The organism is Cyclobacterium lianum (genome assembly GCF_900143075.1).
GTDB classification, from domain to species: domain Bacteria; phylum Bacteroidota; class Bacteroidia; order Cytophagales; family Cyclobacteriaceae; genus Cyclobacterium; species Cyclobacterium lianum.
This window is the reverse complement of the sequence record NZ_FRCY01000001.1, coordinates 524,409-540,151: the sequence shown is the minus strand read 5'-3', so window position 1 is coordinate 540,151 and position 15,743 is coordinate 524,409. Positions and strand designations below refer to the sequence as shown.

At 44.0% G+C, this 15,743-nt stretch carries 10 protein-coding genes; 2 read left to right on the top strand and 8 right to left on the bottom strand.

Features of this window, described 5'->3' with window-relative positions:
- The first annotated feature begins 473 nt into the window (after positions 1-473).
- Both BUB19_RS02130 and BUB19_RS02125 read left to right on the top strand, forming a co-directional pair.
- Positions 474-767 (top strand): nucleotidyltransferase family protein, encoded by a 294-nt coding sequence (locus BUB19_RS02130; RefSeq protein WP_143155885.1) that lies wholly within the window; start codon positions 474-476, stop codon positions 765-767.
- Complete coding sequence (locus BUB19_RS02125; protein ID WP_073091049.1) at positions 757-1,095, top strand: HepT-like ribonuclease domain-containing protein; 339 nt, start codon at positions 757-759, stop codon at positions 1,093-1,095. Before BUB19_RS02130 ends, BUB19_RS02125 begins: the two co-directional genes overlap by 11 nt.
- Positions 1,096-1,262: 167 nt before the next feature.
- On the opposite strand, the gene BUB19_RS02120 is transcribed toward BUB19_RS02125, so the two are convergent.
- From BUB19_RS02120 to BUB19_RS02080, 8 genes are all read right to left on the bottom strand, one after another.
- Positions 1,263-2,309 carry a BF3164 family lipoprotein gene (locus BUB19_RS02120; RefSeq protein ID WP_178371423.1) on the bottom strand — a complete coding sequence of 349 codons (1,047 nt, stop codon included), beginning with the start codon at positions 2,307-2,309 and terminating at the stop codon, positions 1,263-1,265.
- Positions 2,310-3,033: 724 nt separating this feature from the next.
- Positions 3,034-4,149, bottom strand: a complete 1,116-nt coding sequence (locus tag BUB19_RS02115) for a 6-bladed beta-propeller (RefSeq protein ID WP_178371422.1) — start codon at positions 4,147-4,149, stop codon at positions 3,034-3,036.
- 71 nt (positions 4,150-4,220) lie between these two features.
- Entirely contained in the window at positions 4,221-4,457 is a 237-nt protein-coding gene (locus tag BUB19_RS02110) for a hypothetical protein (RefSeq protein ID WP_073091030.1), read from the bottom strand.
- A 1,134-nt stretch (positions 4,458-5,591) separates the two neighbouring features.
- Positions 5,592-6,347 (bottom strand): hypothetical protein, encoded by a 756-nt coding sequence (locus BUB19_RS02100; protein ID WP_073091017.1) that lies wholly within the window; start codon positions 6,345-6,347, stop codon positions 5,592-5,594.
- Positions 6,348-6,454: 107 nt separating this feature from the next.
- A complete protein-coding gene (locus BUB19_RS02095; protein WP_073091011.1) occupies positions 6,455-9,331 on the bottom strand; it encodes a TonB-dependent receptor in 2,877 nt (958 codons plus the stop codon).
- A gap of 98 nt (positions 9,332-9,429) precedes the next feature.
- Positions 9,430-10,932: a hypothetical protein gene (locus BUB19_RS02090; RefSeq protein WP_073091004.1), complete on the bottom strand. Its 1,503-nt coding sequence runs from the start codon at positions 10,930-10,932 to the stop codon at positions 9,430-9,432.
- 147 nt (positions 10,933-11,079) lie between these two features.
- Positions 11,080-13,929: an excinuclease ABC subunit UvrA gene (gene uvrA / locus BUB19_RS02085; protein WP_073090997.1), complete on the bottom strand. Its 2,850-nt coding sequence runs from the start codon at positions 13,927-13,929 to the stop codon at positions 11,080-11,082.
- A 120-nt stretch (positions 13,930-14,049) separates the two neighbouring features.
- The gene (locus tag BUB19_RS02080; RefSeq protein ID WP_073090989.1) at positions 14,050-15,699 is read right to left on the bottom strand and encodes a DUF748 domain-containing protein; all 1,650 of its coding nucleotides are present in this window, start codon (positions 15,697-15,699) and stop codon (positions 14,050-14,052) included.
- Between the last annotated feature and the right edge of the window lie 44 nt (positions 15,700-15,743).

Genomic DNA, 15,743 nt, shown 5'->3' with positions numbered 1-15,743 from the left:
TGCACAGCCTCTTGCATTTGCTCCCAATCCCGCTTAACAGCCCCGGCCCGGAAAGCTTGCCATTTTTCGTGCTTCTTGCGCATATAGGCTGCGTAAGGATTCCCATTTATCGGTGCGGTCTCTATCTCCAGCTCACGAAGCAGCAGGTCCCTGAAAAATACCGCAAAGCCCGTACGAATATCCGCAAGATTGGATTTTCGGATGGTGAATCAAAAAACCAAAAGATCTATATGTTTACAATAATAGATGTACGAGGATATGCCAAGTGGAAGCTTGTAGATGCTAAAACAGATGATCAGAATTATTCCCTAATTTGGAAATATGGATAAACTAATCCTTTTCTATAAAATAAATTCCCTCTGTGAAAGTTTTAAAAGGGAAGTTCAGGATTTTGCGGGAAACCTGAAAGGAATCCTGTACCTGTAAAAACCATTTTAATCAATCTGCGTACATTTTTGTACATTGTAAAAAAAATGATTACCAAAGATCAAAAAAATATCATTATTGAGGTTTTGCAACCTTTTACCCCTAAAATGATCGGCATTTTTGGCTCCTTCGCCCGAAATGAGAATAAGGAAAATAGTGATTTGGATATTCTGGTAGAATTCCAGAATACAGTAAATCTGCTGGATATTATCGGAGCTGAAATGCAATTATCTGAATTGTTGAATCTTAAGGTGGACCTTATCACCACTAAAGCCATTTCCCCACGATTGGTCCCTCGAATTGAAAGCGACTTACAGCAAATATTTCCTGATGAAGGATAATGTAGTTTACCTTTACCACATCCACGATTGTATTGTTAAAATTCAAAAATACACAGACAACATTTCCCTGGATGAATTTTTGAGCCAATCAGTCATCCAGGATGCGGTTATTCGAAACTTTGAAATAATTGGAGAGGCAACAAAAAATCTTTCCTCTGGACTAAGAAGAAAATATCCTGATATCGAATGGAAAAAGATTGCTGGAATGAGAGATAAATTAATCCATGATTACCTCGGTGTGGATCTATGGGCCATTTGGGCTGTTGTGGTCGAGGTTATTCCTGAATTTAAAATTAAAATCCAGGATATCATTAACGAGGAGAGATAAAGCTATAAGGGCTAATGTCCCCTGCGACAGGCCCGTCAGCAAATAACTCATCGAAAGCATTTGTATCGATAAAAACCCGATCAACGGTCATAGTTGCGAATTTTCTCAATAAAATCATCTTAGCGATTAAGAGGAATCCAATTATTTTGACCAAGCCTTGCATCAACTTATTCTGGCAGATCTAGTGTTATATATATTATCTCGCCTGCATCCATATCAAAGGAATATAGCGTTTTGCTATCGGGGGATATTGAAAAAGACATGACCTTTCTATCGAGCTCCAATTTTGCTATTGGAGATCCGTCCCAACTATACACGTGAACTATGTCAGATAAAAAGGGGTCGATAACATTGTCGTAATTCCCGGAAAAAAGTACAAAAATATACTGATCTGTTGCTGCTACATCAACATTACAATGTTGAATTTCACCACCTCTTCCGAACTTCATTACTCCAAATTCATCTTTCTTCAACGCAAATTCATTATTTATATTCCCAGGTCCCCTAATCAAAAAGCTTTCGGAAGTCTCCAAATTAAAAATTTCAATTGCCTCATTCCACCTGTAGGCCGACACCATTTGCTTTCTGTCAGGCTTTAAAGCAAAAAAAGCTTGGAAGAAATATTTAAATACATCACCCTTAATAATCTCAGGTACCTTTTCAAAATCGCCAAACTCGCCTAATATCTCTCCGGTATGACGGTTTAATTTTTGGAATTTTTTTTGAGAACCCATTAATCCGTTAGCGAAGATTTCATTTTCATTAAAAATTTCAAGAACGCTAAAATAGTCGACTAATTTGGTTTCTTTTTGCGATTCTTTTGCATCTAAATTTGTCAAGTCATTTTCTATTACCTTATGCATGGTAAAATCCTGGACCCATAAGGTCTTATCTACAATTCCGGACGATTTTGGAGAAAATGTTTCATAAGGGCCACTGCCCTTTCCAATGTAACTGGCTGTAAAGCTATCTAAAGGAAACGAATAGAAGTGAAATACCCTATCATCCCTTGCGTCAATATCAAAAATATATAATCCTGAATCCACTTCATATAATTTATAGGGCATTCCCACATTATAATCAATTAGTTTTGTGAACTTCAATTCACTATTTTCAGGAAAGGATTCGATCTCATAAAAATTCTTGTTTATAATGATCTCCATGTCCTCTTTAGCACTGCATCCAATCAAAATAAATAGTATCGCACTTTTCAAACACAGAATTTTCATTGTTACAAAAGGAATAGATTATTAAAATTTAATTTTTTTGGTTAGTATAAAAGTCCGGATTTTTCTAGGTATTTCTGAGGAAAAGCCAAGAGGTAAACAGCATTTTCCAAGGCCTTCTCCGTTTCCGAAAACACCGCCTTAGAACCACCGAGCCCAAACTGCCAGCCGGCTACCATCAAAAAAGCCACCACTCCAAGAGAAGCCAATAATTTTCTGGAATTTTTAAATTATCTCTCCATAATTTTTTAGGTTTAATCTAACTAACTGTTTTACAGAAGACAAGATGCAAAAAAAACTATTCGTTGCCACTATTTTTTTTAAAAAAATATAAAAAATTTAAAATCAATCTTTTTTTTAGCATGTATTGTATTTTTAGGGGGAGACGGATTTTGTGATTATTTTCGAAGTTTTTTACCACAGATTCGCACAGATTTTCGCGGATTTTTTAGCTGTCAGGATTGATCCTTCGACTGGGTGTAGATTGCATCTACATCACTTTTATAATTTAATTTACGCCAGCAAGGCATTTGCAATGCCGGGTCCTGAGGACTGACCGTTTAAAAAATCATTCCCGGAAAGGTGTACGTTTAGCCATTTCAAATGGCTTTTTGGCGGGTCTAAATCGTTTGTGGATATTCCGAAGATAGCAGGGTGAAGTGGCATACTTCACCCAGTAGAGGGAAATGTGCCATCCTGGATTCAGTGCCCGCTAAAATTTAACAAGACGGATGACAAACTCGTCTCCCTTCAGGTGGTCTTTTACCCATTCGGGTAAATCCTTCATCGTCTCTTCGCCAATGTATTCCGGATCAAGATAGGACAAGGCATAGCCATCATCAAAGCCCACAAATTGACCCAAAAACCCATAGTAATCGGTTTTGGCTCCTAAGTAAAGCTCGTTTTCAAGTGTATCCATCAAAAAAATCCGATAGCCTCCCTGATCATATAGGCTTCCCAGATACCCCTTGTCAAAACCAACCAGGAAATTTCGCATGTATCTAAAGTTCTTGATTTCCTCGAAATTTTCTTCGAGGTTTTGCTTGAGTTGATCCGGAACATTCAGCAAGCCAAAGTCGAATTTTAACACCTGATTTAAATCTCCTTTCTGATCAAAAACATGGACTCGATTATCTATGGGCTTGTTGTAGTAGATCTCAGACCCATTGCTTCCAAATTGATAATCCATCCAAATGGTTTCATTTAAGCCTTCATCAAAGTCAAGCATTGCGAATTTGTCTGTCAGTTGGTTATCCGTCCTGAGAATTTTCTTGCCTTTAAAATCGCCAAAATTCCAGGAGGAAAGGCCAAATACAAGTGATCCATCCTCAGTAACTTTAACCACATCCGCTTCAAAGGTCAACTCTTTCGATCCCTCAAGATCATGATCTGCATCATAAACAAACAGGCGGTCTTTGTCCCTGAACCCATCCAGCAGGTATACCTGACCATTATTCGTCAGATCAAAATCCGAAAGATTCATAAATTCCCCGGGACCTGTTCCCTGCCTTCCGATATTTTGTAAGAATTGGCCGCTTTCATCAAACATACTTAGGATTTTTTTTGATTTATCCAGGATATAAACCTTACCGTTTCGGTATTTGATCTTATCAATAAACGTAAAATAATCCTTATCGAAATCCCGCTTGATGGGAATGTATTTCACTTCCCGGATAAATTCTTCTGGGAAATAATCCGTCTGCTTAATGTCAAAGGAAGAAATCGAAATGGTTCTTTCATTTTCTCCAAATACCTTCTCTTTTTTATCAGAACAAGCTGATAAAAAAGCACATAGGCCGCATAAAAACAAGAGATGCCTGATTTCCATTGTAAATGACTTAAAACAAATAAACACCCAAAGATGAAAGAAATTTTTGGGTTTAAAAATCTCACATTCAATTACTGACATCCAGAATTATCCTTGCAATTTATCGTTTTTAGGGATAGAGACTGGAACGTAACCTCATGTGTAGGTCCTCCCCAGGGTGTTCCTGAACTAGCAAAGGCCTCGATTTCTTCTTTGTCCGCAATTTCGATTGTATAAGCGGAACCAAATTGCCAGCCGGCTACCATCAAAAAAGCCACCACTCCAAGAGAAGCCAATAATTTTCTGGAATTTTTAAATAATCTTTCCATAATTTTTTAGGCTTAATTTAACCAACTGTTTTACAGAAGACAAGATGCAAAAAAAACTATTCGTTGCAACTGTTTTTTTAAAAAAAATGTAAAAAAATTAAAAACAATCTTTTTTTAAGCATGTATTGTATTTTTAGGGGGAGACGGAGTTTGTGCTTTATTTGTGAAGCTTTTTCACCACGGATTCGCACAGATTTTCGCGGATTTTTTAGCTGTCAGGATTGATCCATTTTCCAGTTTTTTATCTGTGTTAATCTGAGTAATCTGTGGTGCACCTTTTTTTAACCACAGACTCGCACAGATTTTCACGGATTTTTTTATTTTTTGCCATTTTAAGGCCGGGCGGGAAAGGGTGTAGGTTGAAACTACACCTAAATATTTTCGGCCCATTAAACAGCAAAACTTGTCCTATGGCGAATTGTATCCGTGTCCGGAAACGGTTCATTACGTATTTCTAATGGGTACCGGCATTACAAATTCCGCAGATACCTTTATTCCTGATAAAAGTGTGGAAGATGCAATCTGCACCCAGAATAGTAGCTCTTCTGAAGACAAGCCCAGGCTGAGTGCCGTTTTGAATAATAAAACCTATTGACAACACCCCAGGCACCCCTGGCAGTCTGAATCGATGTGTACACGACAGGTGTACCTAATTGCCATTCTTCGATTTCCTGACGGTATCGCTCCGGTTCAGATTGCTTCGCAGAGCTCGCAATGACGGGTCTCATCGTTACTGCGAGAATTAACTTTTCTTAAACGCAGAAATTGGGATGAAGATATATGTTTTTCAATACATTGATTTACAGGTATTTAAAAAAAACCATCATGGGTGGGGTGCAGTTTTTGAATAATTCAACCTATCGAGAACATCTCACGCACCCGCGGCAGTCTGAATGAATGTGGACAGTCTATTTCGATCTTGAATAATGAAAACACATGAAAAAACCCCTACTCCCTTAATAAGGGGGATTTGCTGAATGACTCGGTTTAAGCTCAATTGGTTTCATTGAAATGGGCAGAAAAAACTCACCGGTAATACCCGTGACCGATAATTCATTCTGTCCAAATTTTCCTTGAAAAGAGATCAAAATATTTTTTTTTGAAAATCCTGGGAAACTTAGAATCTACCTAGGGTTAATTGGCGGCCAATACCAGTTCCTGCTTTAAAAATAAGCTGAAGTCCCGGATCCTTTCGGTATCATGGTACTTCAGGGCCGTAATGGAAAACTGATAGGCGGCCAGGGGATTGCCTTCATTGAAGTAGCGGATGGCCTGGTTGAAATACTGCAGGCCCAGAAGATTCTGGAGATCTATGGTCTGGTAAATATCCGGCGAGGCAAACGAAGGACCAAATTCTTCACCTTCCCATAAATTGTCTGCAAGCCGGGAAAAATCACTCAGATACAAGCTCTTTTGCGCTGCGTCGGCAATAAAACCAGCCCGAGGGTCGGTGACTTCCAGTAGCAGCGACTTATCGTTCAGCCATACCTCCAGAAATACATGGTAGGACGTTTCTTTTACCTCATAGACAAATCCAAAGTGATCCAGAAGGGTTGCCAGAATCAAAGAGCCGCTGACACAATCGTATAGCCCCTTTTCCAGAACATCCCGATCCAGGGTAAACTGCTGATATTGACGAAAAAGTTTTTGATGAGCCCGGTAAAAAATATTCTTTACCATTTTCTCACTCTTGCCAAACCTGAGAAAATCCTTTTCAAGAAGTACCTGCAAATCTGCAAACCTTTCACTTTCTGCTCTCCAGCTATCCAAAAACACCTTTCCAGTCCTGGGTTTAGCTTCAGAAGGGGTGCCATAGGAGGTCAGGGCTGAGGCTTTTCCCGCCATTACAGCCAGCAAAAAACAGATAATGGTAAAAACACGGATATGCATTGGCCGATGTTATTAAATCATTAAATCAAGTTAACAATTTATTAACATACAAGCAAAAAAATATCCCTTCAAATTGAAGGGTTATTTTTTAAGGTAATGCCCCTATTCTAAAAGGAGTACGAAAAATTCAGGTTGACCAGGGTACCTGGATTCAGACTCGAAAAAATCTGATCCTGTGCTCCGTATGACCTGAACACCTCCTGCCGGGACTGATTCAGCAGGTTCTGAATATTCAGGCCCGCCTGAATTTCTTCCTCTGCCCCGAAGGATTTGTTTATACTAACATTCAGGGCATGGAACGGTACGGTATAGGTATCGGTCCGGTTTCCAAAACCAATGTAATTGAGGGTAGATCCCTGGACATTGTAAAAAATGCCTGCCTCGACCCCGGAGACAAAATCGTTGTAGGACAGCCCGGAATTGATGATATAGGGGGCCTGTCCTGCCATATCCCTGGTCGAAGAGATTACCTGCCCTTCCCTGGCTGTCAGCCTGCGCGAACGTAATTCAGAAGCTGACATCTGTATGCGCGATGAGGTAACGGTTCCGTTAAAGGTAAAAAAGAGGTTTTCAAATTGAGGATAGAGAAAAGCAAGGGACTTTCTGGCCTCCAGTTCCAGTCCCGCGACGGTACCATTGCCTACGTTCCTGGGCTGAAACGCTCCCGGATCGGATAAAAACTGCACCATTTCGATGGGCTTGTCGAAAGTCTTGTAAAAGGCACTCACTGAAAATAGCTGACCAGCAGGAAGGAATTGCTCCCATCGCAGATCAAAATTATTGATCCTGGTGGCTTCAAGTTGTCCATTCCAGAGGACCTCCGTGCCACCGTTGGTAGTTTCCGGAAAGAGCGCACCGATAAAAGTCCTGCCCGTTATGGGGTCCAGAATTTCTGCAAAGGACATTTCTTTAAATGAAGGCCTGGCGATGGTCCTGGAGAAGGATAGACGAATATTCTGAGTTTCCTTAAGGCTGCCGATCAGGTTGATGGTAGGAAACAAGTCCAGGTCGTCCAATACTTTTTCGTTGTCAAACACGATGGTACGGGTCTGATTGGAGCCGGTATAGTATTGCTCGTATTTCTCAGCCCGGAGGCCAACGATCGCTTTCAGGTTGTCGAATGGCGAAAATTCGCTATGAACATACAGACCTAAGTTGTTCAGGTTCGCGTCAAAGCTATTGGGATTATTGGGAATAAATAGCGGATTGTAGCGGACTCCATTCCTGTTATTTTCCGAGAAAAGGTTTTCTTCTTTCATCACTTCGTTGGGATCGCCCGTGAAGGTGGTATTCCCGGTGGAAAACTGGAAATCCTGAATAAGAAACTCCCGCTGCTTGTGGGTGAAGGCGGACCCAAACCGCAACCTGGCAGTCTTTCCAAACAGGCTGTGGTTCCTTGTCAGGTCCAGTTTCCCTACCAGATTTTGTTCTTCCAAAGATCTCCAAATGCGCTGCGGCAAACCTACCTCGGAGGAAATGGTATTGTTTGGACGACGAAATCTCAGCACCCGTACATCCGGATCGTCTATGGTAGACAATGTAGGTGATACCTTCCAGTTCACTTCCCAATCACCTCCAGAGAGAAAATGCGCTCCACTGAGCATCAGATTGGTCAAAGACCGCTGACTGTATTCAATATTGTACTGGTCTGCTTCAAAAACAGCCCCCAGATTGGTATTGACAAAATCAAAGACACCCACTTTCGACTCTCCATTTTGAAGCCGGATCAGGTTGAGCTTGTATTTAGAAAAATCTGTTTTGTAAGCCAAGCCTGCAAGCCCTCCCAACAGTACATTGCTCAGGCCAAAGTTTCCTGTGGATTGTTCCAGGGGTTCCAGGGCCGTTTCTCCACTCTCTCTGGGTTTTGCATGCAGATTGTATGCTGCATTCCGGTAATATTCCGAAGTGTTTTTGTAGGTAAGGGCCAGGTTGTAACCCAACTTGTTCTCTCCGACAGAAAGCTGATTTCCGAGCGAAAAGCCCAGGCTAAAGTTTCCCAGGTTCCTGTTCTTACTTCCTTCAAATTCCGGGTTAAACCCTCTTAAAATACTTTGGTATTGCTGACCTCTTTCTCCGGAAGGATTCCCGATGACCTCACCAAATTGGGGGATATCGCTTACTCCACTTGTGGGGATATCCCGGAAACCATTGTCGAAGCCCAAAAAATCGGTTTTGCTGCCACTGGCAGTAAGAAAGTCGGAGTTGAAATGCATGGCAGGATTGTACCCGGCACCCAGAGAGATCCGAATGGTTTTTTCCTCCGGAAAATCTTTGGTTTCTATATCCACCACGCCTCCCGTAAAATCCGCCGGCAGGTTACTGGTAAAGGATTTGGATACAATGATATTGTCAATGATATTGGTGGGAAAAATATCCATCTGAATCGTATTTCTGTCTGGATCCAGCCCAGGAATATCCATTCCATTCAGCACGGTCTTGGTATACCTGTCGCCCAATCCCCTAATGTAGACATATTTACCCCCCTCTATGGAGACCCCCGTAACTCGCTTTATGGCAGAAGCGGCATCGCCGTCCCCAATCTGTCGGAAGGCAGAAGCAGAAATACCATCCACGAGCTGTGGTGCGTTTCTTTTTACGGTCATTAGTGCTGCTTCCGTAGTTCGGATCGCTTCGGCTGTAATGGTTACCGTCTCCAGGTCAGAGGTGTACTCTTCCATCTTCAGGTTGTCCAAAACGGTGACTTCTCCCGAGCGTACCACAATCTCCTTCAGATTAAGGGGATTGAAAGAGATAAAAGAAGCCTGTAAATCGTAGGTACCCGGGGCAATAGAAATTTCGAAGTCCCCGTCAAAATCGGTAACCGCACCCGTCTGCCCGCCAACGACAGAAACTGCCACACCAAATAAGGGCTCCCCGGTACCTCCGTCATAGATGGTCCCTCTGATGGTTCCATTCTGGGCTGACACATTTGCAGACAGGAACATCATTCCCATGCAAAGCCAAGCAAAGATTATTTTTTTCATTTTTCTAATTTTAGTATATACAGCGATGTAAGGATAAAAAAATCGAGAAAAGGGATGCACAAGCGCATCCCTTTAAAAAATGATATGGTTTTCAGTGATTACAATTCGTCTAATTGCCCTGCTTCGGCAGCCCAGGACCAGCCTGCAAATGCTGATTTGTCAGCACCTACCGTGTTTTCTCCAAGGGCTACCTGGCTGGCATGCTCGTGGGTGCCGTTTCGGAATACGGTCTCAAGCGTCACTCCCTCTGCCAGGGTAGCTTCCAGGTTTTCGAAATTCAGGATACCATTCTCAAAATTGGCAAGGCTCAGATCGCCACTGAGAGAGAGATCACCCCTACCTTCGGTTTCGGCAGGATCGGAAAATCCGAAGAAATAGATGTTTTTGAAAGTACCTCTGGCACCATCACGAAAATCTCCCAGCTCAGCAACATCATTCCCCACTACAGTGCCGTTAGTAAGGGTATGTGCGGCATTAAAAGAACCCTCAGGGCCGTCTACCTCCATGGCATGATCTGTATTCGGTCCGCAAAGCAGGATAAAGTTATCCATGGTACCTGCCCATGCCTGATCGGTATCCAAAGCATCGTCGCCGGAATTCCAGATGATGGCATTTGTCACGCTTACAGTTCCTCCAAACCACTCGATCCCATCGTCCTGGTTGGCAACAACCTCTATGTTTTCCACTACTGTAGCAGATCCTACTCCTCCAAGAGTAAGGCCATTGATCTCATTACCTTCACCGATGTTTGATCCACCGTGGCGAATGGAAATGTACCGCAATACCCCGGAATCGTCTTCCGGATCATCTCCTCCGTAAAGGCCATTGGTATCTGATGGGGGAATGCCTTCAATTTGCACCTCAGACACATCTCCGGCAAAGGAAGATGGCGCACGTCCCAATACGATCAGCCCACCCCAAAGGCCCTCAATATCGGGATCCAGATTTGGACTGGCAACCATACCGGGCTCAATCTCATCGGCTACGGAGGTAAAAATAATGGGTTGATCGGCTTCTCCGGCAGCATTGATCCTGGCCCCTCTGGCAATAACCAAAGCTGTGGCATTGGGACCGGACCCTGCTTCACCCTTGACAATTACACCCGGCTCTATGGTCAGCGTGGCGCCATTGGTGACTGTGATTCTGCCCCCCAGGATATAGGCCTTGCCGGTTTCCCAGACAGCATCTGCTTCTATGTTTTCCTCTATTCTGATGGTTGTCGCTATTTCACCTACTGTAAGTACATGGGTGGCCGTCTGCGTATTGCCATTACTATCGGTAGCGACAAATTCAAAAACCAGGTTGCTATTGGCATCTTCTTCGGTAGAGGTGTAGGAAAACTCATGGCTGGCCGAGGTTTCACCATCAAAATTCAGGGTTTCTATGGTGGCACCGTCCTTTCTTACCACGACAGAAGCCAGTCCATCGCTGGCACTGATGCTCACTGATACCGGCCCTACTGTTTCCCCTGCTTCTATAACAGCGGTAGGTGGAACACCTGAGATCGATACGGATCCAATGGGCTGCTCCTCTTCTCCACAAGCCATAAGCAGGCCTGCTGCAAATGCAAAAGTCGTTAAACTCCTGAGAAATTTCTTCATAATGAGTAGTAGATTAATAAGTCAGATTAATTGATGGCACAAAATTGACTTAAAAATCTATACCCGGAGAAGAAAGGAAATTATCAAATTTTAAAATTATATTCGGAAAATTAATATTAGGGTAACATTAATTCTAAGATCCCCGTATCAGGCCTCTACGTCGACTTTTCCGGTCAATTCTGGCTTCAGGAATCTGGCCGTATAGCTGCTTTGGTGGGCAAGCATATCCTCGGGTTTTCCACTAAACAGAATTTCTCCTCCCTTCTCCCCTCCTTCAGGCCCCAGGTCCACTATATGATCGGCAACTTTGATCACGTCCATATTGTGTTCGATGATCAATACCGTGTTGCCCTTATCTACCAGTTTATTGAGTACCTCTAGCAGATGGCCTATATCCTGAAAATGTAGGCCGGTGGTTGGTTCATCCAGGATGTAAAATGTCTTACCAGTATCTTTTTTGGACAGTTCTGTGGCGAGCTTAACGCGCTGTGCCTCTCCACCGGATAAGGTGGTGGCATGCTGGCCCAAGGTAATGTAGTCCAGACCTACCTCGTGCAGGGTTTTGATCTTCCGCAGTATCCTGGGCTGATTTTCAAAAAATTCCACCGCCTGCTCTACGGTCATATCCAGGACATCAGCGATGGATTTGCCCTTGAACCGTACTTCCAGGGTTTCCCTGTTGTATCGCTTGCCTTTACAGGTCTCGCAAGGGATGTGTACATCCGGAAGGAAATCCATCTCTATCAATTTCATACCGCCCCCCTCGCAATCTTCGCATCGGCCGCCTTTCACGTTGAATGAGAATCTTCCAGGTTTGTATCCTCTTATCCTGGCTTCGGGCAACTCTGTAAAAAGTGCCCTGATATCGGTAAACACTCCCGTATAGGTTGCCGGATTAGAGCGGGGAGTCCGTCCGATGGGAGACTGGTCCACTTCAATGACCTTGTCCAGATGCTCCAGCCCCTTGATTTCCTTATAGGGCAGGGGTTCTTTTCGGGAGTTGTAAAAACGCTGGTTGAGCAATGGGTAAAGTGTCTCGTGAATCAGCGAACTTTTTCCAGAACCCGAAACACCCGTTACGCAAATCATGGTGCCTAGCGGAATATTCAGGTCTACCTGTTTGAGATTGTGTCCACTGGCACCTTTTAGCTGAAGTTTTTTCCCCGTTCCCTTTCTTCTCCTGGCAGGCACTGGTATACTCAATTCCCCGATGAGGTATCTGGCTGTTAAACTGCCCGAATGTAACAGTTGCTGTGGTGTCCCGCTCGCTACCACATGCCCGCCGTGCCTGCCAGCTCCCGGGCCGATATCCACCACATGGTCTGCCTCCAGCATCATGTCCCGGTCATGCTCGACCACAATAACCGAATTGCCCAGATCCCGGAGATCTTTGAGAGCATGGGTCAGTTTGACGTTATCCCGCTGGTGAAGTCCTATGCTGGGCTCATCAAGGATATACAATACCCCAACCAACTGGGTGCCGATTTGAGTTGCCAGCCGGATGCGTTGGGCCTCACCGCCGGATAGAGTTCTTAAGGGTCGATTCAGCGAAAGGTAGTCCAGGCCGATATCCAATAGAAATCCGATACGCTTCCGGATTTCCTTCAAAACTTCGGCTCCGATAATCTTTTGCCTTTCTGTCATCCGCCCCTCCAGGTCCTCAAACCATGCACCAAGGCTGCTGATATCCATATGCGCCAGCTCTCCGATATGCTTTTCTGCAATCCTGAAATGCAGGGCTTCTTTCTTCAAGCGGTATCCATTACAATCCGGGCAGGTACGGTTGGTAGTAAAATCGGCTATCCATTTCCTGATTTTATCGGAACCCCCGTCCTGTTGCTTCTGCAAAAAATTGAGGATACCTTCAAAGGTGGTATTCCATTTGGTACCGGGATATTTTACCGAATCGACTGCAACTTCGGTCTTGTCTCCATATAGCAGCGTGTGGACCACCTTTTCGTCCAGCTTTTCGATGGGGGTGGCCAGGCTATCATTATAGCGCTTGAGAATGGCTTCGATTTTTTTAAATATCCAGATGTCCCGGTATTCGCCTAGTGGGGCTATGCCTCCCCGGCTGATACTCAGGGAGGGGTCGGGGATCACATTTTCCTTTGTGATTTCCTCAATCACGCCCAGTCCGTTGCAAGTAGAACAAGCCCCATAGGGACTGTTAAAGGAAAAAGCATTCGGTGCCGGCTCATCGTAGCTTAGCCCGGTCCTGGGATCCATAAGATACTTCGAGAAATAATCAATTTTACCATTTTCATCCAACAGCATCATGATCCCTCTGCCATGTTGCAGGGCAGTTTTGAGCGATTGGCTGATCCGGTAGCGGTCTTCCTCTTCAGCGACCACTCTGTCGATTACAATTTCAATGTCATGGATCTTATAGCGGTCTACCTGCATTTTGGGTTGGAGCTCCTGAAGTTCGCCATCTATGCGGACTTTGGAATAACCCATTTTCCGGACTTGCTCAAAAAGCTCCCGGTAATGACCTTTTCTTCCCTTTACGATGGGGGCAAGGATTGACAATTTTTTGCCGGAAAAGTGTTGAAAAATCTGCGCTATGATCTGATCCTCTGTCTGCCTCACCATCTTTTCGCCCGAGAGGTAGGAATACGCCTCGCCGGATCGGGCATATAGCAAGCGCATGAAGTCATAGATCTCCGTGACCGTACCTACTGTGGACCTGGGGTTTCTGGATGTGGTTTTTTGTTCAATGGAAATGACTGGTGACAAGCCATTGATCTTGTCTACCTCCGGCCGCTCCATTCCTCCCAGGAAAGATCGGGCGTAAGCCGAGAAGCTCTCCATGTAGCGGCGCTGGCCCTCCGCATAGATGGTATCGAATGCCAGAGAACTTTTTCCACTTCCGCTTAGTCCTGTGATGACCACCAGTTTGTTTCTGGGAATGGTCAGGTCCAGATTTTTAAGGTTATGCTCGCGGGCACCAAATATTTCTATATGGTCCTGAGAGGAATGGTTTTCTTCAGACATAGGTAACGTTTTGCGCAATAGTTGAATCGGTCGGACAAAATTAAGCATTCGATAGGTAAAGGCCCTAATACAAAACAAATAAACTAAAATCCGGCTGGAAGGTTCAGTTATTGATCTACCTTATTGATCACGCATTTCCTCCTCCGTTTGGCCTGTAATGGTCGATTTCAATCCGCTCAGGACCAGGTTCCACCAATAATGGAAAATAAACTTGTGCTTTGCCCGCTTGAAATAAACGTCTCCCTCACTTAGCGTTCCGGATTTGCTGGGGTTCTGGGAAGGGATCACCACTTTGTTGGCCAGAAAGGCCCCCAATTTGCGAAAAATATTCTGATCACGCTGGTAGTTTTTATCGAGTATTTCAATCTCCAGATCTTCGTACCTGACAATCACATCTCCTGTGCCTTCCAGGTCATTTGCAGAGATATTGAAAAACAACTCGTTGAGGCGCCCGCTTTTCAGTGCCACCCTGGTGGCCGGCATGATCAAATCGTTGAGCGGCGCCAGCACCATTCCTCCGATACTGCCTCTGATAAAAAACTGCCCACTTTCATCATTGGTGAGGTAGTCTGCCTGCATGTCTATCAATCCTTTGCCCATCAATCGGCCTTTGGCCGACACTTTGAGGGTGTCATTTCCCGATTTCATATTGGAAAAACCTGAAATATTTCCATTTACCTGATCAAAAAATATCTTCCCTGAGGTAGGAGCCTGGGTGTCGGGCCGCTCTTCATATGCTATGTAGGCATCCTCAATGGCTATGTGCCTGAGCTGCACTTGCCTGGGCAATTCGTTCAGGATCTCATGAATCATCTTGGGCCGGCGGGAAGTATCTTCCTGCTTTCGCTTGTCTCTGAAAACATGCAATTGTATCTGAGCTAACTGCATGCTGTCTACCATGATTTTGCCATTTCGGAAATATTCCTGAAAATCCATGCCATCCACCTGAAGCCTGCCATCGGACAATTCCATCCAATTGGTTTCTTTGTCAAATTGGTTAACATAGGCATATTTCTCCAACTTGTTGTTGAACGCCACTTGCTGGATCATCAGTTTCCGGTCTGTGGTGTTGAACGAAAAATCCTTGGCCCGGATGATGTTCCGGTAGTCGTTGATATGCAGCCTCGCTTCATCCATGTACCCTTCAATATTGTCTACTGAGAAGAGTGCATCCCTACTTTGGCGGTCTTCCTTACTGAGGTTGAAGCCATCGGCAAATACAAACAAATCCTTGATGGACAATCTCACCGAATCCGTAGCCGAATCTCTGTTTTCAAAGGATACCTGATTTACCCTCAGGTGATTTAGTCCGATATTCTGGTAATCTTTCCCTGAATCGCTACCGCCGCCGAGCTCCTCCGTATTTATTTCCTCCAGATCCGGAGTGACGGTTTCCAGCAACACTTGTTCGATGTAGGCTGAATCCAGCTTGATACTATTGAAAAACAAGAAGTCTACCCATTGAAATCCGGTAAGGCTGGCCTCATCAAAACTCAGATGAAACTTAATTTTTTCTTCATCGCTCAGTTGCTCTCCGGGCCTGATTTCTACAGATTCCATTTTCAGAAAAGTGCCCCGATAATCGTAATCGAGTTGAATATTTCCAAAATGCACTTCATGACCGGCGAAGTCATTGGTCCTGGTAATCATATTGCTGACAATCCTTTCGGCGTTGTTATTCAGGTAAAAATTGACCAGCAAGGGCAGGAATTGAAAAATGGCGAAAATTAATCCGAGGACAATGAGTATGATGATGGTGTACTTTTTCATGTAGGTAGGAATTGCTGTTTAAGATACTCATAATAATTCGATCC